Origin of the sequence: Dyella sp. LX-66 (assembly GCF_018599165.1) — a bacterium.
GTDB lineage: Bacteria > Pseudomonadota > Gammaproteobacteria > Xanthomonadales > Rhodanobacteraceae > Dyella_D > Dyella_D marensis.
Window position 1 is genome coordinate 129,385 of sequence record NZ_JAHFVJ010000006.1, and the last position, 17,453, is coordinate 146,837.

At 67.5% G+C, this 17,453-nt stretch carries 17 protein-coding genes; 7 read left to right on the top strand and 10 right to left on the bottom strand.

From position 1 onward, the window contains the following. Positions 1 to 8 precede the first annotated feature (8 nt). Together KK141_RS13400 and KK141_RS13405 are read right to left on the bottom strand one after the other, a co-directional pair. A complete protein-coding gene (locus KK141_RS13400; protein WP_214570032.1) occupies positions 9 to 299 on the bottom strand; it encodes a hypothetical protein in 291 nt (96 codons plus the stop codon). Between the two features lie 323 nt (positions 300 to 622). Then, positions 623 to 868: a hypothetical protein gene (locus KK141_RS13405; protein ID WP_214570031.1), complete on the bottom strand. Its 246-nt coding sequence runs from the start codon at positions 866 to 868 to the stop codon at positions 623 to 625. Between the two features lie 442 nt (positions 869 to 1,310). On the opposite strand from KK141_RS13405, the gene tviB reads away from it, so the two are divergent. Together tviB and KK141_RS13415 are read left to right on the top strand one after the other, a co-directional pair. After that, a complete protein-coding gene (tviB, locus tag KK141_RS13410; protein WP_214570030.1) occupies positions 1,311 to 2,588 on the top strand; it encodes a Vi polysaccharide biosynthesis UDP-N-acetylglucosamine C-6 dehydrogenase TviB in 1,278 nt (425 codons plus the stop codon). Further along, positions 2,588 to 3,598, top strand: a complete 1,011-nt coding sequence (locus tag KK141_RS13415; protein ID WP_214570029.1) for an NAD-dependent epimerase — start codon at positions 2,588 to 2,590, stop codon at positions 3,596 to 3,598. The genes tviB and KK141_RS13415 overlap by 1 nt, the downstream gene beginning before the upstream one ends. Positions 3,599 to 3,710: 112 nt before the next feature. Here KK141_RS13415 and KK141_RS13420 read toward each other — a convergent pair whose 3' ends face one another. The 3 genes from KK141_RS13420 to KK141_RS13430 all read right to left on the bottom strand — a co-directional run bounded on the left by KK141_RS13420 (position 3,711) and on the right by KK141_RS13430 (position 6,302). Continuing rightward, a complete protein-coding gene (locus tag KK141_RS13420) occupies positions 3,711 to 4,286 on the bottom strand; it encodes a hypothetical protein (RefSeq protein ID WP_214570028.1) in 576 nt (191 codons plus the stop codon). A gap of 160 nt (positions 4,287 to 4,446) precedes the next feature. After that, a complete protein-coding gene (queF, locus tag KK141_RS13425; protein ID WP_214570027.1) occupies positions 4,447 to 5,268 on the bottom strand; it encodes an NADPH-dependent 7-cyano-7-deazaguanine reductase QueF in 822 nt (273 codons plus the stop codon). A 41-nt stretch (positions 5,269 to 5,309) separates the two neighbouring features. After that, complete coding sequence (locus tag KK141_RS13430; RefSeq protein WP_214570026.1) at positions 5,310 to 6,302, bottom strand: aldo/keto reductase; 993 nt, start codon at positions 6,300 to 6,302, stop codon at positions 5,310 to 5,312. A 122-nt stretch (positions 6,303 to 6,424) separates the two neighbouring features. Here KK141_RS13430 and KK141_RS13435 point away from each other — a divergent pair, with 122 nt between their 5' ends. Continuing rightward, positions 6,425 to 7,324: a LysR family transcriptional regulator gene (locus KK141_RS13435; protein ID WP_214570025.1), complete on the top strand. Its 900-nt coding sequence runs from the start codon at positions 6,425 to 6,427 to the stop codon at positions 7,322 to 7,324. Between the two features lie 89 nt (positions 7,325 to 7,413). Here the strand turns inward: KK141_RS13435 and KK141_RS13440 are convergent, their stop codons facing one another. Further along, complete coding sequence (locus KK141_RS13440; RefSeq protein WP_214570024.1) at positions 7,414 to 7,803, bottom strand: acyl-CoA thioesterase; 390 nt, start codon at positions 7,801 to 7,803, stop codon at positions 7,414 to 7,416. Between the two features lie 178 nt (positions 7,804 to 7,981). Here KK141_RS13440 and KK141_RS13445 point away from each other — a divergent pair, with 178 nt between their 5' ends. Continuing rightward, the gene (locus tag KK141_RS13445) at positions 7,982 to 10,315 is read left to right on the top strand and encodes a S9 family peptidase (RefSeq protein ID WP_214570023.1); all 2,334 of its coding nucleotides are present in this window, start codon (positions 7,982 to 7,984) and stop codon (positions 10,313 to 10,315) included. A gap of 130 nt (positions 10,316 to 10,445) precedes the next feature. On the opposite strand, the gene KK141_RS13450 is transcribed toward KK141_RS13445, so the two are convergent. The 3 genes from KK141_RS13450 to KK141_RS13460 are packed head-to-tail and all read right to left on the bottom strand — an operon-like array spanning position 10,446 to position 13,875. Beyond that, on the bottom strand, positions 10,446 to 11,354 hold the full coding sequence (locus KK141_RS13450; RefSeq protein WP_214570022.1) for a hypothetical protein: 909 nt from the start codon (positions 11,352 to 11,354) through the stop codon (positions 10,446 to 10,448). A 30-nt stretch (positions 11,355 to 11,384) separates the two neighbouring features. Next, on the bottom strand, positions 11,385 to 13,487 hold the full coding sequence (locus KK141_RS13455) for a M56 family metallopeptidase (protein ID WP_214570021.1): 2,103 nt from the start codon (positions 13,485 to 13,487) through the stop codon (positions 11,385 to 11,387). A gap of 1 nt (position 13,488) precedes the next feature. After that, positions 13,489 to 13,875, bottom strand: coding sequence for a BlaI/MecI/CopY family transcriptional regulator (locus KK141_RS13460; RefSeq protein WP_167254946.1), 387 nt, complete (start codon positions 13,873 to 13,875; stop codon positions 13,489 to 13,491). A gap of 390 nt (positions 13,876 to 14,265) precedes the next feature. Between KK141_RS13460 and KK141_RS13465 the strand changes: the two genes are divergently transcribed. The 3 genes from KK141_RS13465 to KK141_RS13475 all read left to right on the top strand — a co-directional run bounded on the left by KK141_RS13465 (position 14,266) and on the right by KK141_RS13475 (position 16,206). Then, positions 14,266 to 14,463: a hypothetical protein gene (locus KK141_RS13465; protein ID WP_214570020.1), complete on the top strand. Its 198-nt coding sequence runs from the start codon at positions 14,266 to 14,268 to the stop codon at positions 14,461 to 14,463. A gap of 6 nt (positions 14,464 to 14,469) precedes the next feature. After that, positions 14,470 to 15,351 carry a prohibitin family protein gene (locus tag KK141_RS13470; RefSeq protein ID WP_250901746.1) on the top strand — a complete coding sequence of 294 codons (882 nt, stop codon included), beginning with the start codon at positions 14,470 to 14,472 and terminating at the stop codon, positions 15,349 to 15,351. Between the two features lie 177 nt (positions 15,352 to 15,528). Then, positions 15,529 to 16,206: a DUF2076 family protein gene (locus KK141_RS13475; RefSeq protein WP_214570019.1), complete on the top strand. Its 678-nt coding sequence runs from the start codon at positions 15,529 to 15,531 to the stop codon at positions 16,204 to 16,206. Between the two features lie 176 nt (positions 16,207 to 16,382). Here KK141_RS13475 and KK141_RS13480 read toward each other — a convergent pair whose 3' ends face one another. Next, positions 16,383 to 17,408 (bottom strand): ribonucleotide-diphosphate reductase subunit beta, encoded by a 1,026-nt coding sequence (locus KK141_RS13480; protein ID WP_214570018.1) that lies wholly within the window; start codon positions 17,406 to 17,408, stop codon positions 16,383 to 16,385. Between the last annotated feature and the right edge of the window lie 45 nt (positions 17,409 to 17,453).

A 17,453-nucleotide genomic window follows, 5' to 3' on the forward strand; every position in this document is an offset into this window, starting at 1 on the left:
GCGCCCGTTCACGCGACGGCGGCCTCGCGCCGCAGGCTGTCTTCGGCCGGCGACGGTTCGTCGCCCTCGCCTTCGTCTTCCTGTTCTTCTTCTTCCTCTTCGGCCGGCAACTGCACGGCCATCAGCGCACCCAGGCCCAGCAGGGCCTGCAGGCCGGCGCTGTCGCGGGCCAGCAGAACCGCTTGGTGCGCAGGTTCCAGGCGCGCCCCGGCCAGGGCCAGTTCCAGCTCGGCGGCGGGCGCATCGCGCAGGCGGGCGTCTTCGCCCATGCGCTCCAGGAACTCGATGATGTCGGACATGTACTCCCCCTGTGATCCGTTCTTCAGCTTGTGCGATGGCCCGCGTACGGCGCCATCATTTATGGAGACCGCTTTTTATCGGCTTGAGCGAACAACTGACACGACCTGGGCGCAGGGAACGGGAAAGCCGCCGCGCGGCGCCGGCGCGAAACATGGAGCGTTGCGATGTCCCCCGACCCTGGGTCCGTGCGGCACCGATGGAGCCTCCACGCGGACGGTCCCCGGCATCATAGCCCGGCTTTTTGCGCGGCGTGTGATGGAAAAACCGCTAAAGCAGCTTGTATGCCAGGGGTCGGGGTGGCTTCCGGCAGGGCGCGGAGGCTTCAGTGGATGCGGTGCCAGATGACCGCTTCGGCTTCGGGCTCGGCGTCGGCTACGGCAGCCAGGTGCAGGAACACGATGGGCCGCAGGGCGCCCAGGCAGGCGATGCCGTCGAACAGCGCGGCCCAGTCGCGGCCCGGCAGCTGGTAATCGAGGGCGCCCGGCGGGCGGCGTTTCGGCGCGGCGGCTTCGCGGCCGGCGGGCGCCAGGCCGAGGAATTCGATAAGTGCTACCGGCGTGGTGCGCATGATGTCCACCTCCCCTTGCGTGATGGACCTTCGCGTGAGCTTCGGCGCCGATTCTGCGCGGGCGCGCGGGGAAATCCTCTACCTCGTGCCGGCTATGCCTGGCCTATGGCTTTCCACCGATAGCCAAGCCAGGAGCGAAAGGCGAGTAGCGAGGGCGCCGTCACGTACACGCCCGGCCGGTTCACCGACAGAGCCTAGCCGCGCGTGACAGGGGACGTACGCGCACAGGCTTGTGCCCTCGTTACTCGCCTTTCGCTCCTGGAAAGCGTAGGCGGAAACGCAGGTTAGGCGCGGCCCGGGGGCGTGTCGATGTCACTTAAGGCGGGCCGCGGCTCGGCCGAAAGCGACCCGCCGGCCGGCCGTCACAGCCGCGATACGCTCCGCTCCTGTTAGCCTGTGTCGTTGCGGCCGCCAAGGCCGTTCTTTGTGGAAGGCGCCCTGCATGCGGAACCTGGAAGAGGCCCGGATCGCCATCGTCGGCCTGGGCTATGTCGGCCTGCCGCTGGCCGTGGAATTCGGCAAGACGTACGACACGGTGGGCTTCGATATCCGCGCGGCGCGGGTGGAGGAACTGCGCGCCGGCAAGGATTCGACGCTGGAAGTCGATGCACAGGAGCTGGGTTCGTCAACGCGCCTGCGCTACAGCGATGCGCTGGAGGATCTGCGCGACCGCAACGTCTACATCGTGACGGTGCCCACGCCGATCGACGCCGCCAAGCGGCCGGACCTGGGCCCGCTGACCCGGGCCAGCCAGATGCTGGCGACGGTGCTCAAGCGCGGCGATGTGGTGGTGTACGAGTCCACGGTCTACCCAGGCTGCACCGAAGAAGTGTGCGTGCCGCTGCTGGAAGCCGGCTCGGGCCTGAAGTTCAACCAGGACTTCTTCGCCGGCTATAGCCCCGAGCGCATCAATCCGGGCGACAAGCAGCATCGCGTCACCAGCATTCTGAAAGTGACCTCCGGCTCCACGCCGGAAGCAGCCGGCTACGTCGATGCGCTGTACTCCAGCATCATCACCGCCGGCACGCACAAGGCCAGCAGCATCAAGGTGGCCGAGGCGGCGAAGGTGATCGAGAACACCCAGCGCGACCTCAATATCGCACTGGTGAACGATCTGGCGATGTTGTTCAACAAGCTCGGGATCGACACGCTGGAAGTGCTCGAAGCGGCGGGGACGAAGTGGAATTTCCTGCCGTTCCGTCCCGGCCTGGTCGGTGGCCACTGCATCAGCGTCGATCCGTACTACCTGACGCACAAGGCGCAGGAGGTCGGCCATCACCCCGACGTGATTCTCGCGGGCCGCCGCACCAACGACGGCATGGGTCCTTACGTGGCCGGCGAGGTGGTGCGCCTGATGGTGCGCAAGGGCATCAACCCGGTGCGCGCCAAGGTGCTGGTGCTGGGCCTGGCCTTCAAGGAGAACTGCCCGGACCTGCGCAATACCCGCGTGATCGACATCGTGCAGGCGCTGCGCAGCTACAACGCGCAGGTCGACGTGCACGATCCGTGGGTAGATGCAGCCGAATGCGAACACGAATACGGCCTGGCGACGATCGGCGAGCCGGTGCAAGGCCACTACGATGCAGTGATCGTTGCCGTGGGCCATCGCCAGTTCAAGGCGCTGGGCGCCGCGGGCATCCGTGCGTTCGGCAAGCCGGAGTCGGTGGTCTACGACGTGAAATACGTGCTGCCGCGCGAAGCGGTGGACGGGAGGTTGTGATGAAAGTGCTGGTGACCGGCACGGCCGGTTTCGTCGGTTCGCACGTGGCGCGCAAGCTGCTGGCGCGCGGCGATGAAGTGATTGGTGTGGACAACCTCAACGATTACTACGACGTGGGTTTGAAGCGGGCGCGGCTGGCGCGGGTGCAGGCCTATCCGGGCTACACGCATGTGCATGCGGACCTGGCCGACCGCGCGGCGATCGAGAAGGCGTTCGCAACGCACAAGCCCGAGCGCGTGGTGAATCTGGCAGCGCAGGCCGGCGTGCGGTATGCGGCGACCAATCCGCATGTGTACGTGAGCAGCAACGTCACCGGTTTCCTGCACGTGCTGGAGGGTTGCCGCCAGCATGGCGTGCAGCATCTGGTGTTTGCTTCCACCAGTTCGGTGTATGGCGCCAATCGCGACCTGCCGTTTTCCGAGCATCGCCCGGCCGAGCATCCGTTGACGCTGTACGCGGCGACGAAGAAGGCGAACGAGCAGATGGCACACAGTTATGCGCATCTGTACGGCGTGCCCGCCACCGGCTTGCGCTTCTTCACCGTGTACGGCCCGTGGGGCCGGCCGGACATGGCGCTGTTCCTGTTTACCAAGGCCATCCTCGCGGGCGAGCCGATCCGCGTGTTCAACGAAGGCCGGCACAAGCGCAGCTTCACCTACATCGACGACATCGTCGAAGGCGTGGTGCGCGCGCTGGATACGGTGCCGGGCAAGGATCCGGCCTGGGATGCCATGCATCCGGACCCGGCGACCAGCGGCGTGGCGCCGTACCGCCTCTACAACATCGGCAACGAGCATCCGGTGGAGCTGCTGCGCTATATCGAGGTGCTGGAGGAGTGCCTGGGGCGCAAGGCCACGATGGAAATGCTGCCACTGCAGGCCGGCGACGTGCCGGAGACCGAGGCAGATGTATCGAGCCTGGTGGAGGCCGTGGGTTATCGGCCGAAGGTCTCGGTGGAGCAGGGCATCGCGGCGTTTGTGGCGTGGTATCGCGAGTACTACAAGGTCTGACGACCTCGTAGGTTGGGGTGAGCCGCAGGCGAACCCCAACGGTGCGCAGCGTCCGGGGCCGCGATGTTGGGGTTCGCCTGCGGCTCACCCCAACCTACGCCGGCTTCAAGGCTCAGGTTTTTGCGACTTCGAAATCCTGCGTCGACACCACCTTCCCATCCACCGCAATCACCACCTGGTACTTCCCCAGCGGCCACTGGTTCGGATTGCGCACCTCGAACGTGGTTACCGCCGGCCCGTCGGTGGCGATCGACTGGCTGGTGCTGACGATCTGCCGCGAGCTTCCTTCCAGATAGCTCCACGTCGCGCTCAGCGTGGCGCTGTCGGTCAGCCCTTGCGTTTCCACCGCGGCATAGATGGTCTTCGCGCCCGGCGCAAAACGCGTCTTCGCTTCGGTGACGCGATGGTCCGGCGAGACATCGTCGCCGATGGTGACGCTGGCCACGCGGAAGGTCCGGTCCACCGGCGCCGCCGGGACGGCGGCCTTGGCGGTGGATGCGGAGGACGCCTTCGGCAGCGTGATGTCCGGAACGGCGGCCGGTGCCGTGGCGGGTGCCTTGGCCGGTACGCTGGCCGCCGCTGCCGGCGCGGCGGCGGGCGGTGCTGCTTCGTGCTTGCCGCAGGCGCCCAGCGCGAGCGCGGCGATCAGGCAACAGCCGCCGGCGGCGTGGCGTTGAAAGCGATGCATGGCAATCCCCCTTTCCGGTCGTCGATCCATGGATGAACGGAGTAAACGCATGGCGTTCCCGCAGCGCCAAGCTAGGCCCGCCGCGATGAAGCCGCCATTAGCGGCGAACGCGGCGCGACAGGTTTTTTACGAACGTTTCGCGCCGCCTCCGCACGCCATGCTATTGGCGCGCGCCGCGCGGATTGCCGGGCGTTGACGCGACGCTGGCACGGAACGGATTGATGTCCAGGCCACCGCGCCGCGTATAGCGCGCATAGACGCTCAGGCTTTGCGGCGCGCAATGCCGGCTCACGTCCACGAAGATGCGCTCCACGCACTGCTCGTGGAACTCGTTGTGGTTGCGGAACGAGACCAGGTAGCGCAGCAGGCCCGCGCGGTCGATGCGCGGCCCGCGGTAGCGGATCTGCACGCTGCCCCAGTCGGGCTGGCCGGTGACGGGGCAGTTGGAGCGCAGCAGGTCGGAGACCAGGGCTTCTTCCACCACCTCGCCCGCATCGGCATGCAGGTAGTCGGACTTGGGAGGGCCGTAGTCGTCGATGTCGAGGTCCAGCGCATCGATCGAGGCGCCTTCCAGATCCACCACCGCATGCGCTCTCGCGCTGGGCTCGCTCAGATGTACTTCCACCTCGGCGCCGGCCGCGGCGGACAGGTCGCGGCGCAAGGTCGCCGCAAGGGCTTGCGCATCATCGATGCGTTCCTGCGCAAAGCCGTTGAGGTACAGCTTGAACGACTTCGATTCGATGATGTTCGGCGAGGCCGCCGGCACGCGGAATTCGGCCAGCGCCACGCGCGGCTTGCCGCGCGCATCCAGCCAGGAGAGTTCGTAAGCGTTCCAGATATCCACGCCATGGAACGGCAGCGGCGCGCTCACGCCGATCTCGTCGCGCTTGGCCTGGCGGGGGATGGGGAACAGCAGGGAGGGGTCGTAGCGGTCGGCGTAGACGGTGGTCTTGCCGAGGGGGGAATGTTCGGGAGTGCTCATGGCGGGCATTTTACCCGCCATGAGCCGTGTTGCCGTGCCGGTCAGGCGTTGAGGAACTTCAGCATCGCTTCCGTGTAGCGCGGGCCGGCGACGGCATCGGGCGGGAAGACCGCGTCGATAGCCGCAAGCTCGGCGGCGCTGAGGGTCACATCCAGCGCGCCCAGGTTCTCGTCCAGGCGGTCGCGGCGCTTGGTGCCGGGGATGCCGATCACGTCCTCGCCCTGGGCCAGCACCCAGGCCAGGGCCAGCTGCGCGGGCGTGCAGCCCTTGTCCTTCGCCAGCTCCTGCACCTTGTCCACCAGCTGCAGGTTGCGGGTGAAGTTCTCGCCCAGGAAGCGCGGGCTGCTGCGGCGGTAGTCGTCGGCGTCGAAGTCCTCGGGGCTCTTGTAGGCGCCGGTGAGGAAGCCGCGGCCCAGCGGCGAGTAAGCCACCAGGGCCACGCCGAGCTGGCGGCACATGGCCAGCACGCCGTTTTCCTGCGGGTCGCGCGTCCACAGCGAGAACTCACTCTGCACCGCCGCGATGGGGTGCACCTTGTGCGCGCGTTCCAGCGTTTCGGCCGAAACCTCGCTCAGGCCCAGGTAGCGCACCTTGCCGGCCTGCACCAGCTCGGCCATGGCGCCGACGGTGTCCTCGATCGGCGTGCGCGGATCCAGCCGGTGCTGGTAGTACAGGTCGATCTGTTCGACGCCCAGGCGCTTGAGGCTGCCGTCGACGGACTCGCGCACGTATTCCGGCCGGCCGTTGACGCCACGCATCTGCGGATTGGCCGGGTCGCGCACGATGCCGAACTTGGTGGCCAGGAACACCTTTTCGCGGCGGCTGCGGATGGCCTTGCCGACCAGTTCCTCGTTGGTATGCGGGCCATAGACGTCGGCGGTGTCGAGCAGGGTGAGGCCGCGGTCCAGCGCGTGGTGGATGGTGGCGATGGACTCGGCGTCGTCGCGCGCGCCGTAGAACTCGCTCATGCCCATGCAGCCCAGGCCGAGGGCGGAAACCTTGGGGCCATTGCGGCCAAGCAGTCGTGTTTGCATCGCAGCGCTCTCTTTCAGGTGGGAGAAAAGGTGGGCACATGCTGCGCTTGCATCGTTGATGGATAAATGCTCAATAATCGCCAGGTCTGTTTCATTCATATCAACAATAGGACGCCCCGGCCATGGACCAGCTGCAAGCCATGCGCGTGTTCGCCCGCATCGTCGAGCTGGGCAGCTTCACCCGCGCCGCCGACGACCTGAACCTGCCGCGCGCCACGCTCACCCACACCATCAAGCGGCTGGAGGCGCGGCTGGGCGCGCACCTGCTGCAGCGGACCACGCGCAGCGTCAGCCCCACCCGCGACGGCGAGACCTACTACGGCCATTGCGTGCGCCTGCTGGCCGACGTGGACGAAGTGGAAGCCGGCTTCCGCGACGCCGCCACTCAGCCCAAGGGGCGGCTGCGCGTGGACATGCCGGCCACGCTGGCGCGGCACCTGATCGCGCCGGCGCTGCCGGATTTCTTCAAGCGCTATCCGCAGGTGGAACTGGAGATGGGCACCAGCGACCGCTACGTCGACCTGGTGCGCGAAGGCGTGGATTGCGTGGTGCGTTCGGGCGAGCTGCCCGATTCCGAACTGGTGGCGCGCCGCATCGCCACGATGCAGCAGGTGACCATGGCCAGCGCCGACTACGTGCGGCGCCACGGCATGCCGGCCAGCCTGGCCGACCTGCACAAGGGCCACCTGGCGGTGAACTGGGCCTCGCCGAACACGCGCCGCGCGGTGCCGCTGGAATTCATGGTGGGGCGCAGCCTGCGCGAGGTGACCCTGCCTTCGATGATCACCGTCAACGGCTCCGACGCCTACGCCGCCTGCTGCGAAGCCGGCCTGGGCATCGCGCAGTTCCCGCGCTACCGCTTCGGCGACGCGCTGGCCAGCGGCCAGCTGGTGGCCCTGCTGACCGATACGCCGCCACCGCCGATGCCGCTGCACGTGGCGTATCTGCGCCAGCGGCAGTTGCCACTGCGGCTGCGGGTGTTCATCGATTGGGTGGCGGGGTTGGTGTCGACGCTGGCCTAGGTTGGGGTGAGCGCCAGCGAACCCCAACGCTGCGGGGCGACCGTGGATGTTGGGGTTCGCTTGCGCTCACCCCAACCTACGCCGGGCGCTCAGGCCAGCGGCGGCACATCCGTCGGCGTGCCGTTGGAATCCAGCGCCACCATCACGAAGCGGCCGGTGGTGCAGACGCGGCGGTCGCCGGTGAGCGGATCCTCGGCGGTCATGGTCACTTCCACGTGCATGGAGCTTTTGCCCACCTCCACGATGCGCGCCAGCAGTTCCACCAGCTGGCCCTTGCGCACCGGCACGCGGAAGCTCACTTCTTCCGAGCGCGCGGTGACCACGATACGGCGCGCATGGCGCGAGGCGACGATAAATGCGGCCTTGTCCATCCACGCCAGCGCCTGGCCGCCGAACAGGGTGCCGAGATGATTGGTGTGGTCGGGAAACACCATCTCCAGCAAGGTGGCTTCGGGCAGGGCGGCGGCGTGCTTGGTCATGGCGTGCGGTCTTGGGCGGGGGGAACGCGTATTTTGACGCATGTTTCCCCCCAGGGACTTCTGGCAGGGGTCGGGGCATGACCTCCGGACTACGATCCATGACTTTGGATCGCCGGCTACAGCTTCCGGCAAGCCATGGCGGGCTTCGTATCACGCCAATCCTCAAGGGGAGTCGACAATGGGTTTGAAGATGGATGGTTCGCGCCTGCTCGGCGCGCTGGTAGTGAGCGCGCTGTCGTCCGGCGTGGCCGCACAGGCGGCACCGGCCAGGACGCTGACGGCGGACGATTACGCCCGCGCCGAAAGCTTCATGTACTACCGTGCCGGGCCGCTGATCGACCACGCGGTGACCAGCGCCAGCTGGCTGGACGACGGCCATTTCTGGTACCGCGACCACGACGCCCAGGGCGACCACTACCTGCGCATGGACGCCGCCACCGGCAAGGCCGAACCGGCCTTCGACCAGGCCAAACTCGCCGCCGCGCTGACCAAGGCCGCCGGCAAGCCGGTGGATGCCAACAAGCTCGGCATCACCGAATTCGACGTGGCCGCCGACGGCCAGCTCGACGTCAGCCTGCGCGGCAAGCACTACCTGTGCGACCTCAAGGGCGAAGGCGTATGCGCGCAGCCCAAGCACGGCGACGCCGGCGAGGAGCCGGGCGTGCTCTCGCCCGACAAGAAGACCGAAGCCTTTATCCGCCACTGGAACCTGTGGCTGCGCGACGTCGCCACGGGCAAGGAAACCCAGCTCACCACCGACGGCGTCGAAGACTACGGCTACGCCACCGACAACGCCGGCTGGAAGCACACCGACAGCGCCATCCTGGTGTGGTCGCCGGATTCGAAGCAGATCGCCACGTTCCAGCAGGACCAGCGCAAGACCGGCGACATGTACCTGGTCACCACCAATGTGGGCCATCCGAAGCTGGAGAAGTGGAAGTACCCGCTGGTCGGCGACGAGCACATCACCATGATCGAGCGCGTGATCATCGACGTGCCGGCCAAAAAGGTGCTGCGCCTGAAGATGCAGCCGGACCAGCACCGCTCCACCCTGTGCGACGACATCAGCTGCGGCCGCGACGGCGGCTGGGACGACGTGCAGTGGGCGGCGGACGGCAAGACGCTGGCCTTCGTGTCCACCTCGCGCGACCACAAGCAGTCCTGGTTCCGCATCGCCGACACCAAGAGCGGCGAAGTGCGCACGGTGTTCGACGAAAAGGTGAAGACCTACTACGAGAGCGGCAACGACAAGGTCAACTGGAGCTACCTGCCGGAAACGCACGAGGCGATCTGGTTCAGCGAGCGCAACAACTGGGGCAACCTGTACCTGTACGACCTCAACACCGGCAAGCTCAAGCGCGCCATCACCACCGGCGAGGGCAACGTCACCCAGGTGCTGCGGGTGGACGCGAAGTCGCGCACGCTGTGGTTCCGCGGCGTGGGCCGCACCGCCGGCGTCGATCCGTATTACCAGCAGTACTGGAAGGTGAGCATCGACGGCGGCAAGCCGACCCTGCTCACGCCGGAAGCCGCCGACCACACCGTCGCGCCGTCGCCCGACGGCAAGCTGTTCGTCGACGCCTATTCCACCAGCACCACGCCGCCGGTGACGGTGTTGCGTTCCAGCGACGACGGCCGCACCGTGGCCCAGGTGGCCAAGGCCGATATCAGCCGCCTGCTCGCCAGCGGCTGGAAGGCGCCGGAGCCGTTCACCGTGAAGGGCCGCGACGGCAAGACCGACCTGTACGGCCTGATGTACAAGCCGACGAACTTCGACCCGAACAAGAAGTACCCGATCATCGACTACGTCTACCCCGGCCCGCAGACCGGTTCGGTCGGCACGCGCAGCTTCACCGTCGGCCGCGATCACCAGTCGCTGGCGGAGCTGGGCTTCATCGTGGTGGCGATCGACGGCATGGGTACGCCGTGGCGCTCCAAGGCGTTCCACGACGCCTACTTCGGCAACATCATCGACAACACCTTGCCGGACCAGGTGGCGGGCCTGAAGGAGCTGGGCAAGCGCTACGCGTGGATCGACATGGACCGCATCGGCATGTGGGGCCATTCCGGCGGCGGCAACGCCACCGTGGGCGCGATGTTCATGTATCCGGACTTCTTCAAGGTCGGCATCGCCGAGAGCGGCAACCACGACAACCGCAACTACGAAGACGACTGGGCGGAGAAGTGGCAGGGCCTGCTGGTGAAGGACAAGGACGGCAAGAGCAACTACGACAAGCAGGCCAACCAGGTCTATGCCGACAAGCTCAAGGGCCATCTGCTGCTGGCGCACGGCACCATGGACGACAACGTGCCGCCGTACCAGACGCTGCTGGTGGTGGATGCGCTGATCAAGGCCAACAAGGACTTCGATCTGCTGCTGATCCCGAACGCGCACCATGGCTATGGCGCGGCTAGCCTGTACATGACGCGCAAGCGCTGGGATTACTTCGTGCGGTACCTGATGGAAGCGACGCCGCCGAAGGAATATGAGTTGAAGATGCCGAAGGATTGAAAAAAAACGGGCCCATCAGGGCCCGTTTTTTTCTGCGTAGGTTGGGGTGAGCCGCAGGCGAACCCCAACAAACCTTGCAGCGCATCGCAACGTTGGGGTTCGCTGTGCTCACCCCAACCTACGTCTCTGCTCAGAGCGCTTCCACCGGCTTGGCCACACCCTTCGCCAGCGCTTCCTTGATCAAGGCATCGAGCTGCGCATGCGCCTTCTGGTTGGCGAGTTCCTGCCGCTTGCCCAGCGCACCCTGCTTCTCGCCCAGGGCTTCCTGCTGCTTGCCGAGCGCATCCTGGTCGTCCGCCAGCGCTTCCTGCTCGCGTTCCAGCGCTTTCTGCTGCGTCTCCAGGTCGGCGCGCGCGGCGGCGATCTTCTGGCGCCCGGCGGCGAGATCGGCGGCGGGTTTGCCCTGCGCTTCCATCCCCGCGAGTTGCGCTTCGCGGCCGGACAGCTCCGCGTCCTTGCTGGCCAGGCTGCCCTGGCGCGAACCGAGCATGCCCTGACGCTGGCCCAGGCTGCCCTGCTGCGCGCCGAGCTTGCCTTGTTCGCCGCCGAGCTTGCCTTGTTCCTTGCCGATCGCTTCCACCTCGGCGTAAGCGGCCTTGGCGCGATCCAGATACGCCTGGTCGCGGATCACCCAGGCCTGCCCGCCGCGGCGGAACCACAGCAGCGAACCCTTGCCGTCCTGCAGGCGGCGCACCGCTTCCACGTCGCGGTCGGTGCCGTCGAACATCACCGAGTCGCCATCGATCAGCGCCAGCCCTTCGGCGGCCTCGCCACGCGTGTGGATGGATACGTGGCGGGCGCCGAAGCCACCCAGGTCGGGCGGCGGCGGCGGGGGCGGCGACGGCGGAACAGGTGGTACCGGCGGCGGGGGCGGAGGAGAGGGCGGCGGGGGCGGTGGCGGCGCGGCCGGCGGCGTTGGCGGCGGCGTGTACTGCGCGGCCAGCAAGGTGAGCGGGGCGGCGAACAGCAGTGCGGAGAAGATCGCCACCCGCCATTCGGCGCGGCGCGGCAGTCGGAGAGCGGGCGGATGCAGCTTCATCGATAAGGCCTCGTCAGAGAGAAGGGGCGATCAAAGGCGCGTGCTGGGTTGGGCCAGACCGTCGGCGACGGCCTGGTCCATCAAGCGGTCGAGCTGGCTGTAGACCTGCCGCGAGACTTCGCGCTCGCGTTTGGACAGTTCTGCCTGCTGGCGCGAGAGCTCGGCCTGGTTGCGGCTGAAGTCGGCCTGCCGCCGGTCGATATCGGCCTGCTGGCGCTGCAGGTCGGCGCGCTGCGCCTCGATGCCGCTGAGGCGTCCTTCGAACGAGGCGGCGAGGCCTTCGGCCTCCGCGCTGTTGGCCTGGGTTTGCATGCGTTGCTGCTGGAGTTCCCGCGTCAGGGCGACGCGTTCGCTGTCCAGCTCGGAGCGGCGCACCGACAGCGCCCCCACTTCCGCGGCCAGGCCGCCCTGGCGGCCGGCCAGCTCGCCCTGCTTGCCGGCGAACTCGCCTTGCTGGCGTGCGAGATCGCGCATCGGCGCATAAGCGTCCTTGGCCTGCTGCAGCAGCGCGCGGTCGCGCACCACGTAGGCCTTGTCGCCGCGGCGGATCCACAGCACCGGCGCGTTGCCGTTCTGCAGGGCGCGCGCATTGGCCAGATCGTTCTCGCTGCCCTGCACGGTGAGGAAATCCGGCTCGACGATGGCGAAGCCGCGGGGCGCGCCGTTATCGAGGTCGATGTCGACATGCGAAGCCTTGCCCACGCGCACCGGCGACGGCGGTGCCGGCGGAGGGGGCGGCGGCACCGGCGCCACCGGCGGTGGCGGCAGCGCGCTCATTGGCTCCATCGGAGCCATCGGGGCCATTGGCGCGGGCGGCGGCGTGGGGATCGGGCCGAGAGCGACCATGGCGCGCGCGGCGGGCTTCGCGGCGGGAGCGGGCGTTGCCGTCGTCGCCATGGGCGCGACCGGCGCAGGTGCCGCGGCGACCGCGGGCAGCGGATGCGCGGCGACGACACCCGTGGGCGAAACCAGCGCCGCGGGTGCGGCTTGCGGTGCGACCGCAGGCACGGCATCCGCTGCCGGCGCGGGCGATGTTGCCTGCTGTTCGTCCATGGTCGCGCCGCCGCCGGCATGCACGGTCATGTCCATGCCGCGCGCGGTGACGCGATAAGGCAGCGCACCGGCCAGTGCCACCAGCGCCACCAGCAGCCAGGCACCCAGGCGCGGCGGCACGCGGTCGGTCTGCTGCAGCAGGGTGAGGCGGCGCTTGAGGTTCTGGAAGGTGGGCGAGGCGCCCGCCAGGCCGGAAGACACCGGGAAAGCCACGCCCAGGCGCAGCAGCAGGCGGCCGTAGTCCTGCGGCTCGGCGCTGGAGCGGTCCAGCACCTGCGCGTCGCAGGCGGCCTCGCGGTGGAACGCGTACTCGCGCATCGCCCAGCGGGCCAGCGGATGGAAGAAGAACGCACGCTGCGCGAGCGCCGGAATCCAGCCCAGCCACAGATCGCCGCGGCGCAGGTGCGCCAGTTCGTGCGCCAGCGCCATGGCGCAGTCATCCGCATCCAGCGTGTGCTCGGTCGGCAGCAGCACCACCGGGCGCCACAGGCCGGCGACCTGGGGCGACACGATCACGTCAGAGCGGCGCAGTTCCGGGCAATGGCGCAGGCCGAGCGCGCGGGCCTGTTCGGCGCACTGCGCGAGCAGCCGGGTATCGCGCACCGGTTCGGCGCTGCGCATCACCGCGCGCGTCTCGCGCCATTCGCGCAGCGCGGCGACCAGCTGCAGCGCCATCGCGATCAGCCACAGGCTGGCCAGCGTTTCGCGCCACGGCCAGGGCTTGGCCGGCGGCGCGTCGGCCGCTTTAGCCGCCGCGGCGAGCGGCACGGGGATCGAGGCCAGCGGGTCGCCGGTGACCGCGGTATGGATGGCAATGCCATGTTCCTGCGCCTGCTCGCCGGACAGCGCGGTGGTTTCCACCGACGGCGTCAGCAGTGGCAGTTCCAGCGGACGGCCCAGCATGAGGCCAAGCATCAGCTGCAGGCCCACCAGCCACCACAGCAGGCAGCGCATGGCCGGCGACCAGCGCGGCAGCCAGCGGCACAGCAGCCAGACCGCGCCGATCAGCGCGCCAGCTTGAATGGACGTCCAGACGAGGCGGTCGAGCAGCAGGTCGGCGAAACGGAAATAGCCGTCCATATCATTTCTCCTTGCGCCGCGACTGCAGTTGATTGACCAGGGCTTCGAGTTCCGCCAGCTCGTTGTCGCTGACTTCGGCCTTCTCGGACATCCACGCCACGAACGGCGACACCGAACCGGCCAGGGTCTTCTCCACGAACTGATCCACCGCCTGCCGCATCGCTTCGCCGGGACCGGTGGCGGTGCTGTAGCGGTACACGCCGCCGCCCTGGCGGCGGCGCAGATAACCCTTGCCGCGCAGGCGTTCCATCATGGTCAGCACGGTGGAGCGCGCCAGGCCGCGCGCCTCGCCGAAGCCGGTGGCCACTTCGCCGACCGAGGCCGGCTCGTGTTCGGCCAGGTAATGCAGCAGGGCGAGTTCCTGGTCGCCGATCGAAGGCTTGGACATGGCAGGTCATCCGGGGTTGACTACAGATGTAGGCACGCTACCCCTTGACTACAGGTGTAGTCAATAGGCCGGAACGCCCGGATCGCCCCCGCTGTAACGATGTAGCGTTTTCGCTCCGGCGCGAAAAAGCAGGAGTAAGATGCGCCGCCATCACCACCCGACCCCGCGCACTGGAGTGCGCATATGAAGACTTTCGACGCTCGTCGCCTGGCTTCCTCTCCCCATCGCGCCGCCATCTCCGTCCGCCGGACCTGAGACCGCCAACCCTCCCTTAAGGCCCACGCCGAAACCATCGGCGCATCGCCTGCTGCCCGCGTGCGCGCACGCGCCGGGTGGCGATGCGCGGATCGCTTCGCATCCGCCATGAACTTCCATCAAGGAGTCGCCGCCATGAAAGCGCTGTTCGCGCAGGTGCTGGCCAGCCCCTGGCTGCTTGCGCTGTGCCTGCTGCTGTACGTGGGTTTCGTCGGCCCGCAGCTGATCTCCGCCACGAGCACGTTCGCCGTGATCGCTGGCCTGGTCCTGCTGGGTCTGCTTGCGGCCTGGAGCTATTGCCTGCTCAGCCGCCTTCTTCGTCACAAGGAATGACTGTTTATGAATCGCACGATCAAACGTCTCTCGATGGCTGCCGTCGCGCTGTGCGCGCTGCTGCTGGCGGCCTGCGACAAGGTGCCGGCCGGCAACGTGGGCGTGAAGTTCCAGCTCTATGGCGACGGCAAGGGCGCGCTGCAGGAATTGCCGCCGGGCCGCTACTGGGTGGGCTGGGGCTATGAGCTGTACACCTTCCCCACGTTTACGCAGACCTACACGTTCAGCCGTTCCTCGAACGAAGGCCGCCCGATCGACGAGTCGCTGAGCTTCCAGACCGCGCAAGGCCTGATCGTCAACGCCGACGTGGGCATGACCTATCACATCGATCCGACCAAGGTGACCTTGATCTTCCAGAAATACCGCAAGGGCATCGACGAGATCACCGACGTCTACCTGCGCAACATGGTGCGCGACGCGCTGGTGAAGGAGGCCGCGAACCTGGATATCGAATCGGTCTACGGCAAGGGTAAGGCGCATCTGATCGACGCGGTGCAGAACGACGTGGCCGCGGATGTGGCGCCGGTGGGCATCGTGATCGAGAAGATCTACTGGATCGGCGAACTGCGCCTGCCGGACAACGTGGTGCAGTCGATCAACGCCAAGATCCAGGCCACCCAGATGGCCGAGCAGCGCCAGAACGAAGTGGCGCAGGCGCAGGCCGAGGCGCAGAAGGTGGAAGCGGAAGCCGAGGGCCGGGCCAAGGCAGCGGTGACCATCGCCGAAGCGGAGGCCAAGGCGATCGCGCTGAAGGGCGACGCGCTGCGGCAGAACCCGAACGTGGTGCAGATGTCGGCCATCGAGAAATGGGACGGCCACCTGCCCACCTACAACGGCGGCGGCATGCTGCCCTTCGTGAACCTGCAGGCGCGCGAGGCGTCGAAGTAAGGCAAACGGCGGAGCCTGCGGGCTCCGCCTTCGTTTCAACGGGCGCAAGTTCTTGTCGAGCTGAACGCGCGCAGCCCAACCGATGGCAGGGTGGCCTTGATGTCATCCGCCGCACGCATACTTCGGCACTTACGCGCGCGGACCAAGCCGTCGCCCACCACCACGAGGTAGCACCCCATGACTCCCCAGGAACAGCAACTTCTCGACGATTTCCTGCAGCGCCTGGCCGCCGCCGGCGGCGTGGCCAAGGACATGCAAGCCGACGCGCTGATCCAGCAGCGCCTGGCCGGCCACCCCGACGCGCTCTATCTGCTGGTGCAGCGCAGCCTGCTGCAGCAGCAGGCGCTGGAGAATGCCAAGGCGCAGATCGCGCAGTTGCAGGCGCAGGTGAGCGGGCAGGGCGGCGGCAGCTTCCTCGGCGGCCAGGCCGGCGGCTGGAGCCAGCCGCAGCAGCCCTCGACGCCTCCGCCGATGCCGCAGCAGCAGGCTGCGCCGGGCTGGCGCGAGCGCCTGTTCGGCGGCGCCGCACCGGCGCCTCAGCAGCCCGCAGCCGCGCCGAGCTTTCTCGCCAGCGCCGCGACCACGGCCGCGGGCGTGGCCGGCGGCATGTTCCTGTTCAACGGCATCGAAAGCCTGCTGGGCGGACACCACAGCGGCGGTTTCTTCGGCGGCGGTGGGCAGGAGACCGTGGTGGAGAACATCACGCAGAACAATTTCTACGACGACAACAACAGCGGCAACGCGTTGCAGAACGATCACGCGTTCGCGCAGGACAACAACGATTTCAACGGCGACCTGAGCGACGTCGGCGACGTGGGCTTCGACGACAGCGACAACGACAACAGCTGGGTGTAACGCCTAGAAGTGGAATCCTTCTCCCCGCCGGGGAGAAGGTGGCGGCAGCCGGATGAGGGGCGGGTGCTCGCGACCGAGGGTAAACGAAGCGTCGCTCGTTCTGTGCTCCCGCTTCTAAGCTCCGTAGGCCCCCCTCACCCCAACCCTCTCCCCGCAGGGGAGAGGGAGCGCGGTGCTCAGAACGCCATGTCGAACGCCACTTCACCCTCGACGCCGACCTGATACGCCGACACGCGGCGTTCGAAGAAGTTGGTCACTTCCTGCACGTCCTGCAGGTCCATGAAGTCGAACGGGTTCTTCGCGCCGTACTTCTTCGGCAGGTCCAGCTGCACCAGGCGCTGGTCGGCGCAGTACTCCAGGTACTGGCGCATATCCTTCACCGACAGGCCGGCCACGCCGCCGGACAGCACGTCCTCGGCGAACTGCGTTTCGCAGGCGATGGCGTCTTCCAGCATCTCTTCCACTTGCGTGCGCATGGCTTCGTCGAACAGGTCCGGCTCTTCCGCGCGCACCGTGCGCACCACTTCGAAGGCGAAGCCCATGTGGCCGGATTCGTCGCGGAACACCCAGTTGGTGCCGGAGGCCAGGCCGTGCAGCAGGCCGCGCGAACGCAGGAAGTACACGTAGGCGAACGCCGCGAAGAAGAACAGGCCTTCGATGCAGGCGGCGAAGCAGATCAGGTTGAGCAGGAACTGGCGGCGCTGTTCGCGCGTCTCCAGGCGCTGCAGGTTCTGGATCGAGTCGATCCACTTGAAGCAGAACTCGCCCTTCTGGCGGATCGAAGGGATGTTCTGGATCGCGCCGAAGGCCTTGTTGCGCTCGGCCGGGTCGGGAATATAGGTGTCCAGCAGGGTGAGGTAGAACTGCACGTGCAGCGCTTCCTCGTACAGCTGGCGCGACAGGTACATGCGCGCTTCCGGCGCATTGATGTGCTGGTACAGGTTCAGCACCAGGTTGTTCGCCACGATGGTGTCGCCGGTGGCGAAGAAGGCCACCAGGCGATGGATCAGATGACGGTCCGCGTCGCTCATCTTGGACTTGAGGTCCGTCACGTCCAGCGAGAAGTCCACTTCCTCCACCGTCCAGGTGTTCTTGATGGCGTTGCGGTACATCTCGTAGAACTCGGGATAGCGCATCGGGCGCAGGGTGAGTTCGAAGCCGGGGTCGAGGATGTGCTGGCGGCGGGTGGTTTCGGTGGACATGGTTGATCCTTGCGACAACGTGGGGCGAGCAACCCTTCTCCCGTC